We start from the raw sequence: 22,863 nt of genomic DNA, 5'->3' as shown, positions 1-22,863 counted from the left end.
ATCGCACAGTTAGCAAAGATTTGTATAGGTGTACAGGACAAATGACAAAATTCGACGGAACAAGGGGTAGCGTTACCGTCAGTATGCCAGATTTTTCTCGTTTTACCAGCTTTCGGTTATTTGTTGGCATTTACAAAATATTTTTAAGGGCGTTTATTTTAATTGCCATCATGATAGCGGGTTATTTTAGACAAGCAAGGTGCGCGAACCATCGAAAATAACCCGTTCAAGGGGTGTGTTCCACCTTTTAGCCCAAAAGTGGAATGCAGCCTAAATTAGGAGTTTAAATAATAAGCTAAATGAAGATTTTCTTCTTTAATTGCGAAATTTGGAACAGAAACCATGTGGTAATAGTACAATATGATGCCGCGCTTAAGAGGTAGTAGATGGAGCCATTAACTGCTGGGGATTTTATCAGTGTTTTCTCACGTATCAAATAGGATTGCTATAGGGTGAATAAATTGTTGACCGGAAAGCAGCATTTAAGACTGGGCAAGGAAGTTCTACAAGATTGTAATCTTGGAGATATTACAGACCAACAAGTTCAGGAATTGAAGCAATCTCTCTGGGAACATGGGGTTATTGTTGTCAGAAAGCAAAAACTGACGGCATCCCAGTTAAAGGACTTTGCCATCCAGACATTCGGTGACTCAACCATCGGTCGTCGCCCCAAGCCTCTAGATCCCGAAATTGCTCCAGACTTACAAAGTCCTGGAGTCTCCATTTTAGGTAATCCCAAGGGGCTTTCTAGTGAGGTCGTGGGCAAATTTGCTTGGCAATGGCATCACGACAAAGACCATCTCCCCAAAACAGAGGGACTGGATATGAATACCCTCTATATCGTGATGCTTTATGGTGTAGAAATCCCGGACGAAGGAACAGATGGACAGCCTCACACCACTGAGTTTCTCGACATGGTGGAAGCCTATAACAATCTCGATCATCAACATCGGCAGCAATTAGAGCAACTGTGGATGTATCACCTGTCATTTATCCCCCAACAACCAGGGGTGGAGATTCCTCGAAAATTACATCCAATTGTCTCAACTCACAAAGTAACTGGGCGCAAAGGATTATATTTGGGTTCAGACACTTCAATTCTCAAGGGGCTAGAAGACCAACCAGAAGTGGCCAAACAGTATTGGCAGGAATTGTTTGCGGCAATTCTTTCCTGCACGCCAGTTTATGCCCATATTTGGCAAAGAGGAGATATTGTGTTTTGGGATAACTCTCAAGTCATGCACACAGGTATGCCCTACGATGCAAGAAAGTATCAGAGGATTGCCCTGCGTGTTAGTGTTGAAAATATACTAAAAACGGTTAAAGATTAGACTTTGCTTGCTCTGGCGGTTATTAAATGCCCGTTGGTAGTCCGGTAGACGGAGTAAATTGCAGACTAGGCTTGGATGATTCATCTAAAAGCGATAGCTTAAAAGCTTATACAGTAATAGTTTCAGGCTATCTTGTCCCTGGTGTCAGCTAGGCTATATTTACCCCCAGTTGAGCGATCACATTCAACGCCTCTCGCATTGTCCGCCTTAAACCCTCACCAAGACTGTTAAGGTAAACTTCAGCTGGGTGCAAAGTTAGTGGAACTGGTTCGGTTAACGCCAGCGATTCTGGGTTGAAATTGAAATTAGCGATCACACGGGTATTCACGGGCAGTGAAAAGAAGCTTTAGGATCAATCCTCCTCTAAATGTGCTGCAACCACAACCCTTTCAAGCCCCCCGGATTGCGAGAACAACATTTTTCTACACTAAAGAAGCTGGCACTTAATTTATAGACCCGTGCCAAGTGCTGACGAGGAAACTTTTACAAGAGCCATGAGGCATTGGCTGAGGTAGAACCAGTTTAAATTGCCTATTCCACTTTTGAGCCATTACGTAGAATAGATGGCGAAAAGTATTGATTTCTCGTGCTTGTGATGGCGGCATCAAGCCTTGGGTATTTTACCAGCTTTGGGTCATAAGTTGATATTGCGCGATCGCCTTCGCTGTAAGTCCAGTTGAGCCGAAGAAAACCATCCTCTAATACTCCGACACGATTTAAAAGTATCTCAACATGACTTGGAAGTACTCCAACACAAGTTTCAAGTACTCCAAGACGATTTCAAAGTACCTTGACATGACTTTGAAGCATTCCAACACGACTTTCAAGTACCTCGACATGACTTTGAAGCACTCCAACATAACTTTCAAGTACTCCAACATAACTTTCAAGTACTCCAACATAACTTTCAAGTACTCCAACACGACTTTCAAGTACTCCAACACGACTTTCAAGTACTTCAACACGACTTCGAGGTATTTATTGCTAATATTAAGTAGCTTTTTTTACAAATAAAATAAAAATTTAAGTATAATTCACTAAAAATAATCAAGTCGATGTCAATTTGCCTTAATTTTTCCGAATAATTTCTCAGAGAAGTTTATGGTTGCATTGGCTAGAGTAAATGCAGTAACCCCTAAACCTCCTTCAGGAGCGCATTTCATGGCACGACTAAAACGCAGTTCACCCACTCTCGAAAAAGCTCTACGTCGAATTGCAGGAATGCGATCAATTAGCTCTACGCTAGAATTTGGCAACGGATTGAGTTTGACAGACTACGACAGCCGCATCCTAACTTTACAAACTCAGCTATCAACCTACAACACTTTACTCTCTACCCTGGATGAAATGACAGGTCGCCTTTCTCTCACTGAAGAAGAATTGCGCGGCTATTCTGAAAAGATGTTAATGAGTGTGGCTACTCATTATGGTAAAGACAGTTTGCAATATGTCCAGGCGGGAGGCAAGCAACGCAAAAATTTATCACGCCGTTTGAGCAACACCCAATCCTTATCCGAGAGTACAGCTACACTCTTGAATGGTGCAAACAACAATGATAAAGAAACCTCTGTTGTTTTACCCTAATCGTTTAACTGCATCATGCTGATGATCGCTCCTTTATCTGGTTACAAATAGGGCGATCGCTTGACTATTTTTCTTCTTCAGTTTTGTTTAAGTCCCGTTATTCCCCTTATCTACCCATCTCCCTCATCCCCACTCCCCTATCCTGGTTTATGATCCAAACGGGTGGCTTGCTCTAGAGCGGCTTTTTCTCTGGCTCGGCGGGCATAAGGTTGTAATTGGCTGCGATCGCAACCTGTTAAAATACTCAGGTTTTCCAAGCTGATCCCCCGCATCAACATTTCTACGCGCCAGGTTTGTTGTGCCTGGGCTATAGCTGGCCTTTGTGCTTGGGGAGTTAACAGTCCCTCACTCCATACTTGCCAACGTGTCTGAAGCTCTGATTCTGAGAGCGGTTTGCCTGTTTCATTCAAAAACATGGCTGTTTGAGCATCTTTACGGCTTTTCAGCAATTTGATTAGAGGATTATTAGTATACGAGCCATAGCGTTTGCCCAAAATCCACTGATTCACAGGTACTTGACGGACAAATCCTGGGATTGTGATTTGTAGGAAGTGTCCTTGAGTCTCGTTGATTTGGTGCGATCGCTCCAAGCTAATTATTTCTGTGGCCGATAACCCAGCCCCAAATAACAGATAAGCTAAGGCATAATCTCGTATTCCCAAAATCCTTGCTTGTTGCAGAATTTGGTGAACCAAACTAGCTGGTAAATCAACTACTTCTGTGGTGATAAACCCTTTTTGTAAGCAGTTGGTTGCTGATTCCTCCGAAGATGACATGGCTCCATGTAAAAACAACTCCATCAAATTTTCCAGAAAATCATCCCGATCCTCCCAAAGTTCGTGAAATTCGCTGGTAAACTCAATTACGGCATATCCCAAGATCATCCCATTCAGCAAACTGGCTAATTTTTCTGCGGGTAAATAGGTATTTAAGTGTCCCTGCTGGATTACAGTAGCTAAATACTGAGCTACATAACGGTTTGCCTCTGTTACTCCCCTGCCTAGTGCGCGGCGATTTTCTGCCGGGAATTGGTCGGCTTCACCTACCACAGATCGGACAAACTCTGGCACTCGTTCTAATGCATGTAAGCTGTCACTTGCATAATCTTTAAGAGCTTGGTAGACATTGCCGGGAGGCGTTGCTCGTCGCACCAGCGACTCACCTAAATCCTTGAAGGCTGCGGACTCTTCCAGCACAGCCAAAAGCAGCCCATGTTTATTGCCAAAATTCCGAAATAGAGTTACTTCGTTGACTTCGGCTTTTTCAGCAATTTGGCGGGTTGTGGTGGCGCTAACTCCCTGAGCAGAAAACAACTCAAGTGCAGCTTGAATCAGGCGTTGACGAGTGGAAATGAGGTGAGACGACATAGAAAAATGCAAGTGGCACTTGCAGGAAAATTAGAGTTCTGCTAGCATAGCAAATGTAAGTGATACTTGCTTTCCTCTACTCTAACGAACTGGTCTACAAGACGGGTAAATCCCTGTGGGATTACGCCCGATAAAAAGTAAATCGCTTTATCATCCATCAACAGGAATTTTTATGACCGCAAATTTTGGGGCGATCGCCAAAGGCGTTGGCAAAACCATCGCCCCTGACAGAGGCAAATCACCTCGACTCAGTTGGACCAATGTAGTATTTTTTGCTACATTTCATGCCTTAGCACTTCTGGCTCCTTGGTTTTTCTCCTGGCCAGCATTAGGTTTGCTAGTGTTTCTCCACTGGTTATTCGGGAGCATTGGTATTTGTCTGGGATATCACCGACTACTGAGCCATCGGAGTTTCCAAGTTCCTAAGTGGTTAGAGTATGCGATCGCCCTCATTGGAGCGCTAGCTCTCCAAGGCGGGCCAATTTTTTGGGTAGGTGGACACCGCCAACATCACGCCCACACAGAAGATATTGACCTAGATCCATACTCTGCCCAAAGAGGATTTTGGTGGAGCCATATACTGTGGATTTTCTACCCCCGTCCAGAGTTCTTTGACTATGACACCTATAAAAAATATGCCCCTGATCTAGCAAGACAACCCTTTTATTGCTGGCTAGATCGCTACTTCTTACTGTTGCAAATACCCTTCGGGCTGCTGCTATATGCCTTAGGAGGATGGTCTTTTGTGTTCTACGGAGTGTTTGTTAGGTGTGTCTTGCTTTGGCACTCAACCTGGTTTGTGAATTCAGCATCACACCTGTGGGGTTATCGCACCTTTGATGCCAATGATGGCGCTCGTAATCTTTGGTGGGTATCCATCGTCACCTATGGAGAAGGATGGCACAACAACCATCATACTTATCCCCACATGGCCAAATCTGGGTTGTCTTGGTGGGAGATTGATGTTACTTGGTGGAGCATCCTAGTTTTGCAGACTTTGGGTTTAGCCAAAAAAGTTGTCTCGCGTCCCCCTCAAGGTGCAACTCACGGCTAAATTGCAACTGAACCATTATAAATTTGCCAGGCCGACTGCTAATTTGCCGTCGGCTTACTAATTTTTATCAATAGTATTTCCCGGTAAAATCGCAACAGATCAAACCTCAGCAATACATCAAGCGTGAAAACTGACAGCATTTTTTATCGCCTTTTTCAAGAAGTTCCTGGCATCTTTTTTGAATTAATAGGTAATCCACCCCAAACGGCAGAGGCTTATAAATTTTCCTCAATTGAAATCAAGCAAACTGCATTCCGCATAGATGGCGTTTTTCTCCCAACACAAGGGGAAGAAAATCCGATTTACTTTGTCGAAGTCCAGTTTCAAACCGATACAGAAATTTATTCGCGCCTAATTTCCGAAATTTGTTTATACTTACGCCAAAATAAACCTAAAAATTCTTGGCGAGGAGTAGTTATCTATCCCAATCGCAGTCTAGATACAGCAGATATCAAGAATTACAGTGAATTTTTCACTAGCAATCGCGTCAGTCGCATTTATCTTAATGAATTAGGTGAAACTGCATCATTGCCAGTTGGAATTGCTACGATGAAATTAGTTGTCGATGAAGAGGACACAGCAATTACATCTGCTAGGCAGTTAATAGACAGAACTCAGCAAGAAATTAACATTGAACCATAACGGCGGAAGTTACTAGAATTAATAGAGACAATTTTGGTTTATAAGTTTCCGACGATGAGTCGAGAGGAGATTGAAGGTATGTTTGGGTTAAGTGATTTGAAACAGACGCGAGTTTATCAAGAAGGCAAGCAAGAAGGCAAACAAGAGGGCAAGCAAGAGGGCAAGCAAGAGGGCAAACAAGAAGGAGCGCGTGAAGAAAAGTTTAGAATGATACCTTTGTTGTTGAGATTGGGATTGAGTTTTGAAGAAACAGCAAAAGAATTAGGTTTGAGTCTAGAAGAGATTCAGCAAGAAATGCAAAAACAGCCTCCAAGTTAGGATACGTAAACTACAATTAGCATTTATCGGAGATACTCCTAAATATTTCTGCTATTTTCCATTCCCATAATTTTTAATTTTTTGTATGATTTCGCTCTCTCCCATTCTCCAAGCTAGACTCTCCCAACCCTTAAAAATTGGCTCGTTTGAGGTAAAAAGTCGGGTTCTCCAGTCACCTCTATCTGGGGTGACGGATATGGTGTTTCGCCGTCTCGTGCGTCGCTATGCACCAGATTCGATGATGTATACCGAAATGGTGAATGCTACGGGGTTGCATTATGTCAAGCAGTTACCCAAAATTATGGACGTAGACCCCAATGAACGCCCAATTAGCGTTCAACTATTTGATTGTCGTCCCGATTTCCTGGCAGAAGCGGCAATAAAGGCAGTTGCTGAAGGTGCTGATACTGTTGATATTAATATGGGTTGTCCCGTTAATAAAATCACTAAAAATGGTGGTGGTTCTTCGTTGTTGCGACAACCGGAAGTGGCAGAGGCAATTGTGCGAGAAGTGGTAAAAGCTGTTGATGTCCCTGTGACAGTAAAAACCCGTATTGGCTGGAATGACAACGAAATTACTATTCTCGACTTCGCCAAGCGGATGGAAGATGCAGGGGCAAAAATGATCACAGTACACGGACGCACCCGCGCCCAAGGATACAATGGGAATGCCCGTTGGGAATGGATTACCCGTGTGAAAGAAGTGCTTTCTATCCCAGTGATTGGGAATGGAGATATTTTCTCCGTTGAAGCGGCGGTGAGATGTTTAGAGCAAACTGGCGCTGATGGTGTAATGTGTTCCCGTGGAACTTTGGGTTATCCCTTTTTGGTGGGAGAAATTGATCACTTCCTGAAAACTGGGGAGATATTACCACCACCAACCCCAATTGGGCGTTTGGAATGTGCAAGAGATCATCTACAAGCCTTATGGGAATATAAAGGCGATCGCGGTGTGCGTCAAGCCCGCAAGCACATGACTTGGTATGCTAAAGGTTTCGTTGGTGCTGCCGAACTCCGAGGACAGCTAAGTTTGGTTGAAAAAGTAGATCAAGGTTTGGCAATGATTGACCAAGCAATTGAAAAACTGGCTAATGGTTATGAACTAGAAGAAGAAGCGCAAGGTAGTTTGGTAATGCTTTGAAAAATGAATATTACTAAAATTTCCTTTATTACTCTATACATTGTGTATTTAACTAATCAAAGTGGAGGTTTGCAATGTTAGTTTCCAAACACAACGAGATTGTATCCATCCCCGAAATCTACTCTTTAGAAGACTTCATGGCAAATCCTCCAGACGGGATGGAGTGGGTAGATGAGCAATTAGTAGAAAAGACAGGGATGACATTATTCTAAAAGATTGCATACCCCGGCACTATTACAAGACATCCAACCAGATGAAGTTCAACGAAAATGCCCTTTATTTCGTGAACTTTATAACTATCTTAATCATTTTTGTAGTTGTTCATAAAGTTGGTAGAATTTAGCACCAAATTTACCCTCATCGCAAGCGATGAGGGGTTTGCAGGAACTATTGGTAATCTAAATTTACTAAAATCTAACTTACCAAATCAGGGAATACTTCTTGTACAGCAGGATGCACTAAGCGATGATTCTGCACGTTCACACCCTTAGCTAGTGCTGGGTTAACTTCCAGTGCCATAATTCTCAAATTCGCCAACTGGACAACATAAGGTAATGTACTATTATTGAGTGCCTGAGTTGCTGTCCAAGGTACTGCTCCTGGCATATTAGGAACGCCATAATGCACCACACCCTCTTCAACATATACCGGATTTGTGTGGGATGTGGGGTGTAAGGTTTCTATACAACCACCTTGGTCAACTGCAACATCAACGATTACAGAACCAGGACGCATTTGTTTGACCAATTCGCGCGATACTAATATTGGTGCCCTACGTCCTAACACTAAAACTGCACCGATGAGCAAATCGGCTTCTTTGACGGCAGTTTCAATATGAGCAGAGTTGCTGTAAACCAATTCAACTCTAGAACCAAACAGGGTTTCTAGGTAAGATAAGCGATCGACACTCACATCTAAAATCTGGACGATCGCACCCACGCCTACGGCAATTTTAGCTGCTTCTGTACCGACAACGCCGCCACCTAAAATTACTACTTTACCTGCTTTGACTCCAGGTACACCGCCCAAAAGCACACCTCTACCACCTTGCTGACGTTCTAGGAATCTCGCCCCAAATTGTACTGCTAGCCGACCGGCAATCACGCTCATGGGGGTGAGCAGAGGTAGTCTGTTAACACCAGGTTGTTCTACAGTTTCGTAGGCGATCGCAGTTGTGCCACAATCAATTAAATGCTCTGTCAATTTGCGATCGGCTGCTAAATGTAAATAAGTAAATAATATCTGCCCTTTCTGCAAAAATTTATACTCAGATGTCAGAGGCTCTTTGACTTTAACAACCAATTCCCGATTCCAAGCCACTTCTGATGTGGGGACAATCTCGGCTCCAGCACTTCTGTAGTCGTCATCTGAGAATCCAGCACCATTACCTGCTTGCGTCTCGACAAAGATCCTATGACCATTTTCTCGCAACACTCTTACACTAGAAGGACTTAACCCTACTCGAAATTCTTGATCCTTATTTTCCTTGGGAACGCCGATTTCCATATACCGCCTCTGATAATTTTTTTGTTTAACTGTAGTCTGCCAATCTCAAGCTTGCTATTTCTCTATAGGGGATAGCTGTATTAGAGATAGCTAATCTCTGTCCTAAGTTTCTCAATTTAATCTGAGTAGCCCCAAACTCTTACCCTTGACTATTGCCCCAGTATTTATGCAATATATAAAGAATAGTAACAATTTCTTAAAAGAGCGATTGTATAGCTCCCTACTAGGAAGCTTTTGCTGAATTTCTCAAGTCATCTTGGCATTCAAGCACTGCAATCAGCTCATCAGCTACCAAATCTAGAGTAAAGGTTAAGAGGAAAAGAAGGAGTCAATTCCTTTAACGTTTACCGCTTATCCCCACACTTCCCCGACAACTGCTGCGAAGTCTCATATCAAGTCCCGTTTGCCGAAAAAAGGTTTCTTAAAAATGACACAAACACAACCAACGATTACACCTAAACTACAGGAGCCTAAGTTTGGCTTTAACGAATATTCTGAACGCTTGAATGGTCGAGCGGCAATGATTGGCTTCGCTTTGATGCTGGTAATTGAATATGTCACCAATCAAGGGGTGCTATCATGGCTGGGTCTGAAGTAATGCCACCAACAAGCACATGGTGAAAGTTGTAAGCTACTAGTTATAAGAGTTTTAACCGGCTGGAACAACCAGTTGGTTTTGACTTTAACAATTGATAGCGAAATACTTCGCCCTAGATCCTTTAATTATACTTAATTATTCGGAAATTATTGTCTTAGAATGTAAGCAAGAGAGGAATCGAAATACCTATTAGTGATTGAAATATCAAAGACTTGCAACTAGTACACGCAAGAGGATTAATGAGTAAACTTCCTCTTAAATTCCTCCGTGGGGATTTAATAAAACCAGTATACGCAAGACGATTAATGAGTAAACTTCCTCCCCTACTAAAGAAAATCATAATTAGTGTCTGCCTTGGATGAGAAAGGCAAATTACGGGTGAGGTATTCTTGGTAAATATACACTTAAAGATGAACTGGAACCAACCAAGCTGTGATGAATGCTGTATTACCTCGTTTTTTGAAGTCAACCTACCGAAAAGAGCCACTAATCACTATATTGATTACGATGGGCGTTATGGATGCCCTGATTGGCGGATTTAATGATAGCTGGTCGTTGTTGGCTTTTGGTTTGGGAACGACAGGAATAGCGCTAGCCTTTAAGTTGTGGCGTTTCCAGCAGCGTCGTCCTATACCAGAGGAGCCTGTAGCGCAACATTATTTGCCCTCTCGTTCTTCTAGTCCGCCTTTACCAATGTTAAGCGTTTCTAAGAAAAAACCACCTCTTTAAGAAGTCCAGAGTTATTACTTAATAACTCTACAAAATTGATTGGGCTAACCGGATCTATAAAAGTGAGGAAAAAGAGTGAGTAGTGAGGGAAGAGGTGGGGGTAATTTTCTGCGGCCATATATTATCCTGGCATTTATGGCAGCTGTTGCCCTTCCAGTGACTATCTGGGAAGGGTTTTACATTCATGAAGCTTATGCGGCCATTGAAGTAACGCCAAACTCCCAAACTACCAACAGCTTTGCTAATGCCCAACTACTTTACACACTCAAAGGACATAACGGAACCGTTAAATCCCTTGCTTTCAGTCCAGATAGTAAAATTCTTGTGAGTGGAGGTGCAGAAAACGAGGGTATAATTCTCCTGTGGAATCCAGCAAACGGCAAAAAGTTGGCGAATATTACCAAAGCACACAAAGCAGCCGTAGAATCTTTAGTGATTTCGCCAGATGGGCAAACCCTAGCTAGCTGTGGTGATGACAACACGATTAACCTCTGGAACCTGAAAAATTTAAAATTTAGCCGTTCTTTTGTCGGACATACCAGTAATGTATTATCTTTAGTGGTGTCTCCTGATAGTAAAGTTCTCATCAGTGGAGGTTTGGATGGGATTCGTCTATGGGATTTGCTACAGCAGCGCCCTCTAGGGACTTTAGTACAATTTGATAATTTGATTTATACCCTAGCCATTAGCCCTGATGGACAGACCTTGGCTAGTGGTGATAATAAAGGTGTAATCAAGCTGTGGAATTTGAGTACTGGTAAATTAATTAGTGAATTTGTCGCTCATTCTAATGTTGTTAGCGCTGTTATCTTTACACCAGATGGACAAACATTAGTTAGTGCTAGCCGCGATCGCACAGTCAAACTGTGGAATATTAATACTGGAGAATTAGTCCGCACCTTTACAGGACATAATAACTGGGTGAATGCGATCGCTATCAACCCCGATGGACAAACCCTTGCTAGTGCTGGTAGAGATGGGATTAAGTTGTGGAATTTAACTACAGGTGAGTTAGTAAATACACTGAGTGGACATACAGACTGGGTAAGTGCGATCGCTTTTAGTCCAAATGGTAAAATTCTTGCCAGTGGTGGATTTGATCAACAAATCAAGATTTGGGGAATTCCACCAAAACGTAAATAACAGCGAACACCATATCCCCGACTTATTTAATAAGTCGGGGTTGTGATTGACGTGTAGACAAGGTGATAAATATATGAATATTGAGCAAGCAGTTTTGGAAAAATTGCGCCAGCTACCTATAGATAAGCAGCAAGAGTTATTGAATTTTGCAGAATTTTTGTATCAAAAAAATACTCCTAAAACTCCCTTACGTAGCGTCAGAGGGTTATGTGCTGATTTAGCAGTGGATATTACTGAAGAAGACATTACTGAAGCTCGTCAAGAAATGTGGGGGAATTTTCCTAGGGATATTGTTTGATGACATCAGTAGTTGCAGATACACACGCTTTAATTTGGTATATTTTTGAGTTAGAGAGACTATCAAAAACTGCCTTAACAGCTTTGGAACAAGCAGTCAACGATGGCAATCCTATTTATGTTTCAGCTATTTCAGTGGTTGAAATTTCTTATTTGGTTGAGAAGGGACGCTTTGCAGAAGAGGTATTAACACGAATTTTAAATGCTCTGGATGACCCTAATGTGGGTATTGTATTAGCACCCTTAGATCGTAATATTTCGGGCGCAACGAGACAAATTAACAGAGCAACTGTTCCTGATATGCCAGATAGGATCATAGCAGCTACTGCTTTTTGTTTAGGTCTTCCCCTAGTTACCCGTGATTTGCAAATTCAAGCATTAACAACTATTCAAACTATTTGGTAATAAATTGCGAAACCTGATACCAGTCGCTCATGGGATTTTCCCAGACGTTTGTTCGCCGTTAACGTTTCCCCTTCTTACATTGGGAGAAGCTAGCACCAAGCCAGAAGAGCGTGCTGGCTCATCGTGCGACTTCTCCGTTGTAGTGACTACCATCCAGGTTTCTAGCCTGATGGTGATTTTTAGATTGTTTGCTAAAATTTAGTCTTGCCTTTTTAGAGTTGTTATAGTAAAAAATCAACTAAAGCTCAGCTCCATTTTTGCCAGAATTAGCCAAAATCAATGATGGTAGCAACCAAGAGCGATGTCTACGACGGGCTATTCGCGCCGCCAAATGTCGAATAACTGTGAATACTTGATGAAAGTACAGCCGAGCTAATATCTTATCCAGCAAATTACTGTAAGTATAAACATAGGTAATTCCAAATCATCTATGCAGCTACTTGCCCTCTAGAGCGGAACAATTCCTGAACTTAGACAATCTTAGAAATGGTCATCCTCAGTAAATGCACTCAGGTAAAAATTACGATCTTGGCTGAATCAAAGGTTTCCAACGCTTAAGCGCTACTAGCAAGGTAAGACAACTTGCTACTTAAATAATGTTTAATTTTCCCGAACTGCTTTTGATCCCCATTTCGATAGAATGAATGACTAGGCAGAACCCTAAAACTCAAAACCGCTTTTGACTGCGACGCCCATGAATCAATTGAACAATGGTTTTACGCTATTTCTAAGTCTGCTAGTCGAGGCGATGCCTTTTTTGCTTCTTGGGGTTTTATTCTCCAGTTTGCTGCTGTTTTTTGTTGATGAGCGCAAATTAGTAGAAAAAATGCCCAAAAATCCACTGCTGGGTGCTTTAGTTGGCAGTATGATCGGCTTTTTATTTCCGGTGTGTGAGTGCGGGAATGTACCGGTAGCGCGGCGGTTCCTGATTCAGGGAGTACCTACACCAGTCGCAATTGGTTTTTTGCTAGCAGCACCAACAATTAACCCAATTGTAATTTGGTCAACTTGGACAGCATTTCGAGATCAGCCGGAAATAGTGGTCTTACGAGTCGTATTTTCCCTAGTAATTGCCACAATTATCGGGTATGTTTTCAGTTTTCAAAAGGACTTAAATCCTATACTCCAACCTGCGATCGCTCGTTATATGAAGTTTAATCCACCCGCGCAGCCTGAAACCAAACGCCGTGGTAAACATTACGAAGTACAACAGGAAGCAACAGTACCAAATATCTTGCAATCCGGGACTTATATCTTAGGGGGAAAAGCGGGTATACCTCTGCGGATAGATGCTAATTTGATACCACCTACCTCCAACTCTACTTCTAATAAGCCGCTTGCAGATAAACTGCGCCTAGTTGTAGATAATAGCATCCAAGAATTCCGAGAACTGGGCGGAATCATGGTTATAGGAAGTGCGATCGCTGCTGCTATTCAAATCCTAGCTCCCCGTGAATGGATTCTCAGTTTGGGTGCTGGGCCAATTACCTCAATTGTGGTCATGCTGATATTAGCAGTAGTGGTGTCAATTTGTTCTACAGTTGATTCTTTCTTTGCTCTATCTTTTGCTTCAACCTTTAGCAGTGGTTCATTGTTGGCATTCCTGGTGTTTGGGCCAATGATTGACATCAAAGGTATTGGTTTGCTGTTATCCATTTTTAAACCGAAAACAGTTTTTTACTTATTTGCTTTAGCAGCACAATTAACATTTGTGTTCACCCTTTTCCTGAACTTGCACGTCCTTTAAAAAATTAGTCATTTGTTAATCACCAATGACCAATGACTAATGACTAATGACTCTTGATTAATGAATAATAAAAATCCCAAATCTAAAATCCCAAATCTGTTACTCCCTTGGCTGGATGCTATAGCAATTACAGCTTGGGGCGTTTTGATGTTGAGATATTGGCTAACTAACAAGCTGAACCTGTTGATTCACCCAAATTACATTTGGTTCGTGGTCGTGACTGGTATCTGCTTGATCATTATTGGTTTCTTCAAGATGCAGGAACTTTGGCAACGGCGTCGCCGTGATGTGACGTCAAACTCCCCGCATATTAGTTTATTTCCCCCTGGTTGGGGCAGTGCTTTGTTGTTGACCACAGCGATTCTAGGTTTTATCATTACACCACAAGTTTTTGCTAGTGACAAAGCACTCCAAAGGGGTGTGACGGCTGATTTATTAGGAAGCACACGAGTCAAACCCCAAGCCTTTCGGGCTACTGTTCGTCCAGAGGAGCGATCGCTTGTAGACTGGGTACGCACCGTCAACGTCTATCCAGAACCAGATACATACACAGGTCAAAAAGTCAAGGTGCAGGGATTTGTCATCCACCCATCGGATATAGGAAAAGAATATTTGTTCTTAGCACGATTTGTCTTAACTTGCTGTGCAGCAGATGCTTACCCTGTGGGATTACCAGTCAAACTCCCAAACAATCAAGAACCTTATTCCCCTGATACCTGGCTGGAAGTCGAAGGAAAAATGGTGACAGAGAATTTGTCAGGTAAACGCCAACTTACCATTGCCGCTACCTCTCTCAAAAAGATTCCTCAACCACAGAATCCCTATAGTTATTAGTCATTTGTCATTTGTTGATGACCAATGCCCCTCATCAGTGCTGAGTTTTGAGTGCTGAGTGCTGAGTGGGGGAGCAAGAATTTTAGATTTTGGATTTTAGATTGAAATTTAATCCAAAATTTAAAATCCAAAATCCAAAATTGAATTGCCCAATGCCCAATAACCAATGATTAAATCTAAAGCATTTATCCAACCACTTGATCGTATCGCGATCGCACTGATGCTACTGCTGAGTGTGCTAATTGGGTTGATGATATTGCAAGGTGATGTGGTAACAGCTCGTGTCCGGGAATTTACCTGGCAAAATCAACAAATTGGGGCAGAAGATAACTCCTTTACCGTCACCTTCAGCCGCCCAATGGAAATAAAAAGCGTAGAGGATAACTTAAAAATCGAGCCACCTCTAGCAGGGAAATTCAGTTGGGCAGGTCGGCGGATGGTTTATACACTGGTGACACCAGCACCCTATGGCACGAATTATAAAGTGCAGTTACAGGGAGCCAAAGATAAGTTTGCCCAGCAAGAAGGCAAAAATCGGGTGATCCAGCCCTTTGTTGGTAGCTTCCGCACACGCGATCGCGTCATCCTTTACATTGGAACCGATCAACAAGAACAGGGACGGTTAGTTCTTTACAACTTGACCCAAGAGCAAAAAAGAGTACTTACCCCCAAAGACCTGATAGTAATTGACTTTGAATCATTTCCTGATGGGGAGAAAATTTTATTTTCTGCTCGCGCCGCAAACAACCAAGACTTACTTTCAGCCCAACTATACACAGTGACAACAGGCGTTTCTGGTAAATCTGCAAAAGAAGTAGAACCAGGAGGCAAAGTTGATCTGACTTTAGATAGTAAAGATTATCAAAACCTGAAATTTGACTTATCACCTGATGGGCAAACTATTGTCATCCAGAGGGGAAACAAAACTAATCCCGGCGACTTTGGACTATGGTTTATGCCAGCAACCAGCGACGGTTCAGGAGAAAAACCCGCACCGAAACGCCTGAAAAGCCAACCTGGAGGAGACTTTATGATCACGCCAGATAGTAAAGCCGTAGCAGTTGCCCAAGGACAGGGAGCAGCGATTTTACCACTGCAAGGTGATGCCAGTAAACCCCTAGATTTTCTGCCGCAGTTTGGTTTGGTACAGGCTTTCTCCAAAGATGGCTCTCAAGCAGCGATGGTAAAGTTTAATACAGATTACACGCGAGATTTATTTTTGGTGACAAACCAAGGTGTGCAGAAACAACTTTTAAAAACTACAGGGTCAATTCTCAGCTGCCAATTTGACATCGCCTCACCCACCCTCTACTGCTTGCTGACACAGCTAATATCCAAGGAACAATATATAGAACAGCCTTATGTGGTGGCAATTGATCTGAAAACCGGGCAACAGAAACCACTGTTAGTACTGCCGCCCGCTCAACGGAATGTGCAAATGAGTTTATCTGCCGATGGTTTGGGCTTGTTATTTGATCAAGTAGTACCGCAGACAAACCCCCCAGCATCATTACCCGCAAACACTTTGAAAACTGATGATGGAGATACGATCGCTACCAGTAGTCTGTGGTTAATGCCTTTGTTACCCATCGCTGATGCTGCGACAGTTGAAATTAGACCAGAACAACTCCCCTTAGCCGGATTTCATCCCCGATGGCTACCTTGATCGAATAATTCGTAATTCGTAATTCGTAAGCTCAGTTAGGGTATCGCCACCTTAACTCGAGTTGAACCTAATGGAGTTCAGTTCCATCTTTACGGAGCAGATAGCGATCGCTAATCAATTTTAAGACTACTCTACCTATTTCTGGATGCATTTTCTCAATGACTGGTTGCACAACAACGCCTTCCATGATGCAATTGGGACTGACTACACTATTGGCATTATTGAACTGAGACACCGCTTCCCAAGTGTAAGCACCGATATAAAGCGCAGGTACTTTCGGCAAAGCAAATTCTTCGCAAAAAGCCACAAAATCGCTGTAATTGAAAAAATAACTGCCGCGACGCACAGCAAATATAGCAATTCCAATATTGCCATTATTCAAGCCGTATTTGATATCTTGTACGCCGTAGATTTCGCCAAAAATCTGAGTTCCTGGCGGAAGTTTCTGGAAAGCTTCGTTTTCGTTGTAAGCACGAATATAAACTAATGTTTTGTTTACTTCGCTGTTTTTCCAGAAGTAATTATGGCTGCCAATTTTAGTTGTGCCATCAGCATCAACTAAAACAGTGAAGTTAGTTCCGTGCAACTTCTCTGTTACAACAACTTCTTCACCTTCAATTAGGATGTTTTTGTAACGTTTCAGGTTTTCTGGACTGGGGAATTTGTAATATCCAATAAAACTTTCCACTTCCCCGCTCATCCCTTGAGGAATTGGATATTCGTACTTTGTTACACCAAAATATTCCGTGTAGTCGTCTCCGACATTTCCCATAAAGTTATTACCAACGGGAATAAGCAAACCCTCAGAAAAAATTCCGCGAAGTTTGGCAGCACGCAGTTTTTTCGAGTAGTAGTTACGAATACCAAACTGATCTAAAAAGTTTTCTGGAATAACACTATCAATAGGAAAGTAAAAAGCTAAATCACCAGACTGAAAGTTACCTTTGACTATAATTACTTGATATCCCATACCTTCAATAGAGGCAATATCTAGCCTATCAGCATTAGGATGAGGATTAATGCTGTTGATTTTGACAACTTCAACTTTAAAAATACTCATAGCTCACCTCTTTTGAAAAAAATAGATTTTAGAAAAACTCTAAATTTACTACACAGTATGGGCGTACAGCTATAGGAATCCGATTTGATTTATGAAAAAATTTAAGTATTTGTAGGGTGTGTTAGACGGAACGTCGTAACGCACCAGAAGCTTTGGATGGTGCGTTAGCGTAGCGTAACGCACCCTACGTGTATTTCAAAAATCAAATATGAGTCCTATAGCTGTGCATACGTGTCAAATTAAGGCTGAAACCCCTTTGAAAATTTAGACTTTGGCTATCTTGTAGTGGCGTGGCAAGGCTAAAATAGTGTAATAGCTAAAGACTCATATAACAATCCGATTTAATTTTTGGACAAAATTTGGTATGTAGTATGTAGGGTGTGTTAGAACGAAGTTCGTAACGCACTATTATCAAGGGTTTGGTGCCGTACTCTCCTTGCTAACACAACGCCAGTTGCTACAACGGAGGGAACCTCCCTTCGGGTTCGGGGGTTCGCAATCGACGCCAAGCGCCAAGACTGCGACCCCCTCACCGCAACGCACTGGCTCCCCTACGTAGGGCTTGCTGAAATCAAACCGGATTCCTATATTACGAATTAGTAACTATTTGTTGATAATTTATCCAAGCTTCCCAAAAAATATAAATTGATAGTATTCCTAAGAAAATACGAAGCACTAAACTCACAGTATAATCTGGTAGTTTTGGTAATGTGCGAGTACTCATTTGAACGCCTAAAAGACCACCACATCCCAAAACTATACCTTGAACAAACAAAATATTTCCCTCTAATGTATGTCCTGTGCAGGCAGCTAAAGCAGTGATGACAATCACACCCAAACTAGTCTGAATTGCTACTTTAATATCTTCTTTTAGTAGCAACATTTGCAGTGGCACCATAATCGTACCGCCACCTAAACCAAATAAACCTGCCAAAATTCCTGCTGCTCCCCCAGTACCAATTTTAGAAACTAATGGGTTAAATATTGGGGCTGTATTCTCTATTTCCTTAAAGGCCAGTTGCTTGCGAAGCTCAATCAAATAGATATTAGCAAGTAGGATGATGCCAAATGTAAAAAGTATTATATAGGATGGAATTTTATTGGCGAAATATACACCTATTCCAGTAGTTAAGAAAGCTGGAATTCCTAAATAAATTACTCGTTTAAAGTCAAGATAGCCCATCCACCAATTCTGCAAACTTCCAGAAATTGAAGTAATCACAATAGCAAGGCTACTAGTAGCGATCGCCTGAACGGGAGTATAACCTAGTGTGACTAAAAGAGGAATTGTGATAATACCGCCACCTATTCCTAAAAGTCCAGCTATAACTCCAGATATTAAACCCCCAGTCACTAAAATCAACCAGCTAAAATCAATCATAAATATAGCAATCCGTGCAGGGGTTGTGAAAAATAGTTTTTTAATCGAACCACAGAGACGCAGAGAACACGGAGAGATCAGAAATAGAGATTTTCATAATTGATTTAGGACTGCTATAGGTCTTTTTCTAGAGAACTGATTTGGTGTGATTAACCTTGTACTGTCACTGGATGGCTAACAACACCTCCGTAGAGCAATCCAGAATCATTCCACGGAACTTTAGTCGGTTGTGTGTTACCTAAATTGTCAGTAGCACTAGCTTGGAGAAAATACTCGCCAGGAACTGGGTTCCATTCAATGTCCCAACGTACCCACGCAAATGGAAAATTTGGTTCTCTCAGTCGTGCAAATTGCCAAGTTCTGCCGCCATCCAAGCTGACTTCCACACGGTCAATGTTTCCTTTCCCAGACCAAGAACGTCCACGCAATAAGTGGGTTCCAGCAGAAAGTGTCGCTGGCCAAGCCAACTCAAAAGCGCTCTTAACATTTTGATAGGTAATCAGCTTACCTTTATACGGTGCGATCGCTGGGTAGTCTGCACCAACCAACACCATTTGCTCCATCACCCACTGGGTATATATCGGCGTTTGGGAAACCTCAATCCGCTCAATCCATTTAACGTTGGCGTTTCCTCCCCAACCAGGGAATAAGGCACGGCATGGCTGACCATGATCTGGAGGTAATGGTTCTCCGTTCATTGCATAGACGAGGAGCGAGTTATCTGCTAATGCCTTGCTAATCGGAACTACACTACTGAACTTGGATTTATTTGTCTCTTTTGAGTCCAGCGAATCCAAATCTGCACCCTCAACGAGTACATCTTTTGCTGTGGATTTCAGTCCAGCTCGCTCTAATAACATACCAAGTGGTACACCAGTCCACTCAGCTACACCAATCGCCCCAAGCCTCCACCGTGTTCCAGAGAGTGTTGTGTTATAAGCTTCTTCAAAGAAGCGCCGACCATTAGCAGCACACTCAATAGCACAAGTGACTGAGATGGACGGCATAGCGATGATTTCATCGTAAGTGAACTCGCAGGGGGCAGAAACGCCAGTTCCGTGAATCTGCAAACGCCATGTAGACGGGTCAAAAGGGGGAGGCGTACTCCGGTTATGAACATAGAACCAATCATTTGGTACTAAATAACCACGCCCATACATCGTTTCCCAGTTCATCTCTAATGTGCCTTTGCTATGAGAGATATACCCTGGTGGCAATGGCTTAAGTATTTTACTGCCCTTGGTTTTAACACCTGTCTGACTATGAGCAGACGCAGGTTTAGCTAACGCTCCGATCGCACTTCCGCCTACCATAGTGGCTAGTATTTGCAGAAAGCGTTGGCGCGAAATACCTGCATCTGTACTTTTTTGCCAGATGCACTCATCAACCCGTGCTTTTAGATAATCCTCCTGGTTAAAGAGGTTTTCATCGCTCAAGCTATTACCCCCTTTTAATTCGTAATTCGTAATTAACGTGAGTTCGATAAACCTCTCCCTACCTTGAACGAAAGTTCAAGTCTGTCCCTCTGGGAGTCGGAGAGGGGCGGTTTTGCGTAGTAAAACCTCTCTAGAAGTTTCAATATTTACGCTAATTAAGCGATTACAACATAAGCCGTCGAATCCACGTTAATTAATATACAAAGTATAAGGCTTGATGAAGGAGCAGGGGAGCAGAGGGAGATGAGGGAGAAGAATTAATTAGCAATGCCCCATGCCCAATGCCCAATGCCCTAAAAAAACTAGCTGTCTATGACTGTCCAAACACCAGTTGTCTGATCTTGTGTGTAGTTGGGCAAATAGTGGTCAAATCCGTTTTTAGCTATTTGAGCGATCGCACTTATAAAGCGATCGCAATCTTCCAATGTATTATACACAGCAAAGCTGGCTCGGATAATACTAGGAATGTTGCGCGTAATTCCTCTGTCTACTTCCTGAGCAATCTCGCAGTCTTGCTCGTCTGAAATATTCTTAAGTTTGCGAATATATTCATAAGTGCAGAAAGCCCCAGCCCGAACCCCAATGCCGTATTCTTGTGCCAGAATCTCTGCCACTAAGCGTCCATCAAACCCATCAATATCAAAGGGAATAACATGGGCTAAATTATCTCCTGGGATATGTAATTTGACGCCAGGAATCAGCCCAAGCCGTGTATATGTGAATTCAACTAAAGAGTGTTCATACTGAGCAATGTGATCGCGTCCTAAAGCTTCGATAATTTCAATCGCCTTGGCAATAGCGATCGCACCCATTGCGTTTGGTGTTCCAGGATCATGGGCGCGTTCTGTATAAAAACGCTTGATCTCTAGATTTCTGGTGATATAAGGCAGGTTTCCACCCCCGATTTGATAAGGGTAGGAGCTATCAAAAAATTCCTTCGGCCCCAACAAAACCCCTGTTCCATAAGGGGCATACATCTTGTGTCCAGAGAAAGCCACAAAATCTAAATGACATGGGTGATCATCTGCATGCATATCGACTCGTTCATGCTGAATTAACTGACACACGTCAGCAAACATCTTGGCTCCATACCGATGTGCTAAAGCTGCAATTTCGTAAATCGGGGGTTTGTAACCTGTAATTGTCGAAGCACCTGTAATAGTTACTAACTTAATTTGCTCGGCTTTAGGGCGATTTTGGTGTGCCTTGAAAATATCTTCAATTTCTGTGATACTGACACTTCCATCCGGCTGGGTTCTGTACTGCACAACTTCGTCTTTAGTAACCCAAGGCAGCAGATTGGATGAATGCTCAATATCAGAAACTAAGATTTTCCCAGGTTTTTTTGCCCAAAGTGTCGCCGCTCCATTAATTGCTTCTGTTGTATTTTTCGCAAAGATTACATAGTTGTCTGAAGATGACCCCACAAAGTCCCGAATAATGTTGCGGCTGGCATCATATTCTCGTGTAGTGACGATGGACTTTTGCCCAGAACCTCGATGCACGCTGCCATAGGTGTCAAGCATCTCGTCTACATGCTGCTTAAGGCTTGCAAAGGGAGTAGTTGTCGCTCCATTATCCAAGTTGACGTAGTTGACATACTTTCCGTTAAGAGTTTTCACCTTGAAAGATAGAGACTCATTTGTAAATAACGGTCTGATTTCTTTGTTCCAAAAGCTGTCACAATTTTCTACAAATAGCGGTAATTGAGCAGCTTCTTGCTTGATTTTTGCATCCATTGAAAGTATGTCAGTCATTTTTAGCACCCCTATTTAAAATTTGGATTTTTTAGACAAGCCTAACTGCCACAACGCTTTATTTCGCGCCACAATGATCATCTGTTGGACGTTTAACTTGCATATTACCTAGAAGTAAAAATCTTGTGGGGTGGGCAACATGAGCGCCCTGGTTATGCAAATTAAAAGTACATTAGCTGATCAATCGCCAGTAATCATGGTCTTTATAATTACTTTGTTCCTAGTAGAAAACCCGGCTATACCTATTATTATTTAATAAAATAATTAAAATTCTAACAGTGTTAATACTTAATTAAAGTCTTAAAATTGTATTTTAATATACAATATAAAAATTATTAGCAAGTAGTCAAGTATACTTTAAACAACCTTCTTGCAGTCATTAAACAAACTTCACGGATTGAAGGCAAGCTCATAGAAAAAGCTTCTGATTAACTAAGGCTGGAATTGCTTACTAGGACTGTATTTGCCGAGAAAAAAGCCTGTACTAAGTTGAGATTACTCTTTAAGAAAGTTTTATTAATTCACTTAGATATATTATTACTTCTTCAACAATTTTTTATGCGTATTTATTCGTAGTTGGCAGAATTTCCTAACATTGCAGTTCTGACAAAAGCTCTTAGTTGTTTGCTGACATTAAATAGCGATCGCTCAAGATTACAGAATTATGAATAGTAGATACTTGTACTTGTATCGATCCTAAGTAATAAATGAGTCAGTATAAAAACGTATTGGAGAAGACATTTTTAATTACAATCTTCAGACAGATGCGATTATAAATAATAAACTATATAATTATGCAGTTTTTTGATCTAGAAAAACTTCATCAGCCAATACAGTTTAGTTTTTAAGTATCGGGTTTCTCCTCTC

21 protein-coding genes and 1 pseudogene are annotated in these 22,863 nt (G+C 42.0%); 15 read left to right on the top strand and 7 right to left on the bottom strand.

Features of this window, described 5'->3' with window-relative positions; genetic code table 11:
- Nucleotides 1-452: 452 nt before the first annotated feature.
- Nucleotides 453-1,331 carry a TauD/TfdA dioxygenase family protein gene (locus V7K31_RS18425; RefSeq protein WP_335095873.1) on the top strand — a complete coding sequence of 293 codons (879 nt, stop codon included), beginning with the start codon at nt 453-455 and terminating at the stop codon, nt 1,329-1,331.
- 148 nt (nt 1,332-1,479) lie between these two features.
- Here the strand turns inward: V7K31_RS18425 and V7K31_RS18420 are convergent, their stop codons facing one another.
- Nucleotides 1,480-1,659, bottom strand: a complete 180-nt coding sequence (locus V7K31_RS18420; RefSeq protein ID WP_442941311.1) for a hypothetical protein — start codon at nt 1,657-1,659, stop codon at nt 1,480-1,482.
- 833 nt (nt 1,660-2,492) lie between these two features.
- Between V7K31_RS18420 and V7K31_RS18415 the strand changes: the two genes are divergently transcribed.
- On the top strand, nt 2,493-2,915 hold the full coding sequence (locus tag V7K31_RS18415) for a hypothetical protein (RefSeq protein ID WP_335095871.1): 423 nt from the start codon (nt 2,493-2,495) through the stop codon (nt 2,913-2,915).
- A gap of 137 nt (nt 2,916-3,052) precedes the next feature.
- Here the strand turns inward: V7K31_RS18415 and V7K31_RS18410 are convergent, their stop codons facing one another.
- Entirely contained in the window at nt 3,053-4,282 is a 1,230-nt protein-coding gene (locus V7K31_RS18410; RefSeq protein WP_335095870.1) for a TetR family transcriptional regulator, read from the bottom strand.
- Between the two features lie 172 nt (nt 4,283-4,454).
- Here V7K31_RS18410 and V7K31_RS18405 point away from each other — a divergent pair, with 172 nt between their 5' ends.
- From V7K31_RS18405 to V7K31_RS18390, 4 genes and pseudogenes are all read left to right on the top strand, one after another.
- A complete protein-coding gene (locus V7K31_RS18405; RefSeq protein WP_335095869.1) occupies nt 4,455-5,336 on the top strand; it encodes an acyl-CoA desaturase in 882 nt (293 codons plus the stop codon).
- 123 nt (nt 5,337-5,459) lie between these two features.
- Nucleotides 5,460-6,296: pseudogene (locus V7K31_RS18400) on the top strand (Rpn family recombination-promoting nuclease/putative transposase).
- Nucleotides 6,297-6,381: 85 nt separating this feature from the next.
- Complete coding sequence (dusB, locus tag V7K31_RS18395) at nt 6,382-7,437, top strand: tRNA dihydrouridine synthase DusB (RefSeq protein WP_335095866.1); 1,056 nt, start codon at nt 6,382-6,384, stop codon at nt 7,435-7,437.
- Nucleotides 7,438-7,511: 74 nt separating this feature from the next.
- Nucleotides 7,512-7,649, top strand: a complete 138-nt coding sequence (locus V7K31_RS18390) for a hypothetical protein (protein ID WP_335095865.1) — start codon at nt 7,512-7,514, stop codon at nt 7,647-7,649.
- A 202-nt stretch (nt 7,650-7,851) separates the two neighbouring features.
- Here the strand turns inward: V7K31_RS18390 and ald are convergent, their stop codons facing one another.
- Entirely contained in the window at nt 7,852-8,943 is a 1,092-nt protein-coding gene (ald, locus tag V7K31_RS18385) for an alanine dehydrogenase (protein ID WP_335095863.1), read from the bottom strand.
- Nucleotides 8,944-9,370: 427 nt separating this feature from the next.
- On the opposite strand from ald, the gene V7K31_RS18380 reads away from it, so the two are divergent.
- The 9 genes from V7K31_RS18380 (at nt 9,371) to V7K31_RS18340 (ending at nt 16,362) form a co-directional block, all read left to right on the top strand.
- On the top strand, nt 9,371-9,541 hold the full coding sequence (locus V7K31_RS18380) for a chlorophyll a/b-binding protein (protein WP_334829850.1): 171 nt from the start codon (nt 9,371-9,373) through the stop codon (nt 9,539-9,541).
- A gap of 435 nt (nt 9,542-9,976) precedes the next feature.
- Nucleotides 9,977-10,270, top strand: coding sequence for a hypothetical protein (locus V7K31_RS18375; RefSeq protein ID WP_335095861.1), 294 nt, complete (start codon nt 9,977-9,979; stop codon nt 10,268-10,270).
- A 135-nt stretch (nt 10,271-10,405) separates the two neighbouring features.
- Nucleotides 10,406-11,413 (top strand): WD40 repeat domain-containing protein, encoded by a 1,008-nt coding sequence (locus V7K31_RS18370; RefSeq protein ID WP_335096090.1) that lies wholly within the window; start codon nt 10,406-10,408, stop codon nt 11,411-11,413.
- Nucleotides 11,414-11,486: 73 nt separating this feature from the next.
- The gene (locus V7K31_RS18365) at nt 11,487-11,711 is read left to right on the top strand and encodes a DUF2281 domain-containing protein (protein WP_334829854.1); all 225 of its coding nucleotides are present in this window, start codon (nt 11,487-11,489) and stop codon (nt 11,709-11,711) included.
- Entirely contained in the window at nt 11,711-12,115 is a 405-nt protein-coding gene (locus V7K31_RS18360) for a type II toxin-antitoxin system VapC family toxin (RefSeq protein ID WP_335095860.1), read from the top strand. The genes V7K31_RS18365 and V7K31_RS18360 overlap by 1 nt, the downstream gene beginning before the upstream one ends.
- A 4-nt stretch (nt 12,116-12,119) precedes the next feature.
- On the top strand, nt 12,120-12,317 hold the full coding sequence (locus V7K31_RS18355) for a hypothetical protein (protein WP_335095858.1): 198 nt from the start codon (nt 12,120-12,122) through the stop codon (nt 12,315-12,317).
- A 492-nt stretch (nt 12,318-12,809) separates the two neighbouring features.
- Nucleotides 12,810-13,862 carry a permease gene (locus V7K31_RS18350; protein WP_335095856.1) on the top strand — a complete coding sequence of 351 codons (1,053 nt, stop codon included), beginning with the start codon at nt 12,810-12,812 and terminating at the stop codon, nt 13,860-13,862.
- A gap of 60 nt (nt 13,863-13,922) precedes the next feature.
- Entirely contained in the window at nt 13,923-14,696 is a 774-nt protein-coding gene (locus V7K31_RS18345; protein WP_335095854.1) for a TIGR03943 family putative permease subunit, read from the top strand.
- Nucleotides 14,697-14,862: 166 nt separating this feature from the next.
- Nucleotides 14,863-16,362: an Ig-like domain-containing protein gene (locus V7K31_RS18340; protein WP_335095853.1), complete on the top strand. Its 1,500-nt coding sequence runs from the start codon at nt 14,863-14,865 to the stop codon at nt 16,360-16,362.
- Between the two features lie 67 nt (nt 16,363-16,429).
- Here V7K31_RS18340 and V7K31_RS18335 read toward each other — a convergent pair whose 3' ends face one another.
- The 4 genes from V7K31_RS18335 to V7K31_RS18320 all read right to left on the bottom strand — a co-directional run bounded on the left by V7K31_RS18335 (nt 16,430) and on the right by V7K31_RS18320 (nt 21,996).
- Nucleotides 16,430-17,422, bottom strand: coding sequence for an RNA ligase (ATP) (locus tag V7K31_RS18335; protein ID WP_335095851.1), 993 nt, complete (start codon nt 17,420-17,422; stop codon nt 16,430-16,432).
- Nucleotides 17,423-18,011: 589 nt separating this feature from the next.
- The gene (locus V7K31_RS18330; RefSeq protein ID WP_335095850.1) at nt 18,012-18,803 is read right to left on the bottom strand and encodes a sulfite exporter TauE/SafE family protein; all 792 of its coding nucleotides are present in this window, start codon (nt 18,801-18,803) and stop codon (nt 18,012-18,014) included.
- Nucleotides 18,804-18,952: 149 nt separating this feature from the next.
- A complete protein-coding gene (locus V7K31_RS18325; RefSeq protein ID WP_335095848.1) occupies nt 18,953-20,239 on the bottom strand; it encodes a sulfite oxidase in 1,287 nt (428 codons plus the stop codon).
- 302 nt (nt 20,240-20,541) lie between these two features.
- Complete coding sequence (locus V7K31_RS18320) at nt 20,542-21,996, bottom strand: aminotransferase class V-fold PLP-dependent enzyme (protein WP_335095845.1); 1,455 nt, start codon at nt 21,994-21,996, stop codon at nt 20,542-20,544.
- Nucleotides 21,997-22,863: the final 867 nt, after the last annotated feature.

Origin of the sequence: Nostoc sp., assembly GCF_036917675.1 — a bacterium.
Taxonomy (GTDB): Bacteria; Cyanobacteriota; Cyanobacteriia; order Cyanobacteriales; family Nostocaceae; genus Nostoc.
The sequence above is the reverse complement of the archived record's forward strand: the minus strand, read 5'-3'. Positions and strand labels throughout refer to the sequence as shown.

Coding starts and splice junctions, on each gene's coding strand:
- V7K31_RS18415 (WP_335095871.1), top strand. CDS start 2,493: ATGGCACGACTAAAACGCAGTTCACCCACTCTCGAAAAAGCTCTACGT.
- V7K31_RS18410 (WP_335095870.1), bottom strand. CDS start 4,282: ATGTCGTCTCACCTCATTTCCACTCGTCAACGCCTGATTCAAGCTGCA.
- V7K31_RS18405 (WP_335095869.1), top strand. CDS start 4,455: ATGACCGCAAATTTTGGGGCGATCGCCAAAGGCGTTGGCAAAACCATC.
- dusB (WP_335095866.1), top strand. CDS start 6,382: ATGATTTCGCTCTCTCCCATTCTCCAAGCTAGACTCTCCCAACCCTTA.
- V7K31_RS18390 (WP_335095865.1), top strand. CDS start 7,512: ATGTTAGTTTCCAAACACAACGAGATTGTATCCATCCCCGAAATCTAC.
- ald (WP_335095863.1), bottom strand. CDS start 8,943: ATGGAAATCGGCGTTCCCAAGGAAAATAAGGATCAAGAATTTCGAGTA.
- V7K31_RS18380 (WP_334829850.1), top strand. CDS start 9,371: ATGACACAAACACAACCAACGATTACACCTAAACTACAGGAGCCTAAG.
- V7K31_RS18375 (WP_335095861.1), top strand. CDS start 9,977: ATGAATGCTGTATTACCTCGTTTTTTGAAGTCAACCTACCGAAAAGAG.
- V7K31_RS18370 (WP_335096090.1), top strand. CDS start 10,406: ATGGCAGCTGTTGCCCTTCCAGTGACTATCTGGGAAGGGTTTTACATT.
- V7K31_RS18365 (WP_334829854.1), top strand. CDS start 11,487: ATGAATATTGAGCAAGCAGTTTTGGAAAAATTGCGCCAGCTACCTATA.
- V7K31_RS18360 (WP_335095860.1), top strand. CDS start 11,711: ATGACATCAGTAGTTGCAGATACACACGCTTTAATTTGGTATATTTTT.
- V7K31_RS18350 (WP_335095856.1), top strand. CDS start 12,810: ATGAATCAATTGAACAATGGTTTTACGCTATTTCTAAGTCTGCTAGTC.
- V7K31_RS18345 (WP_335095854.1), top strand. CDS start 13,923: ATGAATAATAAAAATCCCAAATCTAAAATCCCAAATCTGTTACTCCCT.
- V7K31_RS18340 (WP_335095853.1), top strand. CDS start 14,863: ATGATTAAATCTAAAGCATTTATCCAACCACTTGATCGTATCGCGATC.
- V7K31_RS18335 (WP_335095851.1), bottom strand. CDS start 17,422: ATGAGTATTTTTAAAGTTGAAGTTGTCAAAATCAACAGCATTAATCCT.
- V7K31_RS18330 (WP_335095850.1), bottom strand. CDS start 18,803: ATGATTGATTTTAGCTGGTTGATTTTAGTGACTGGGGGTTTAATATCT.
- V7K31_RS18320 (WP_335095845.1), bottom strand. CDS start 21,996: ATGACTGACATACTTTCAATGGATGCAAAAATCAAGCAAGAAGCTGCT.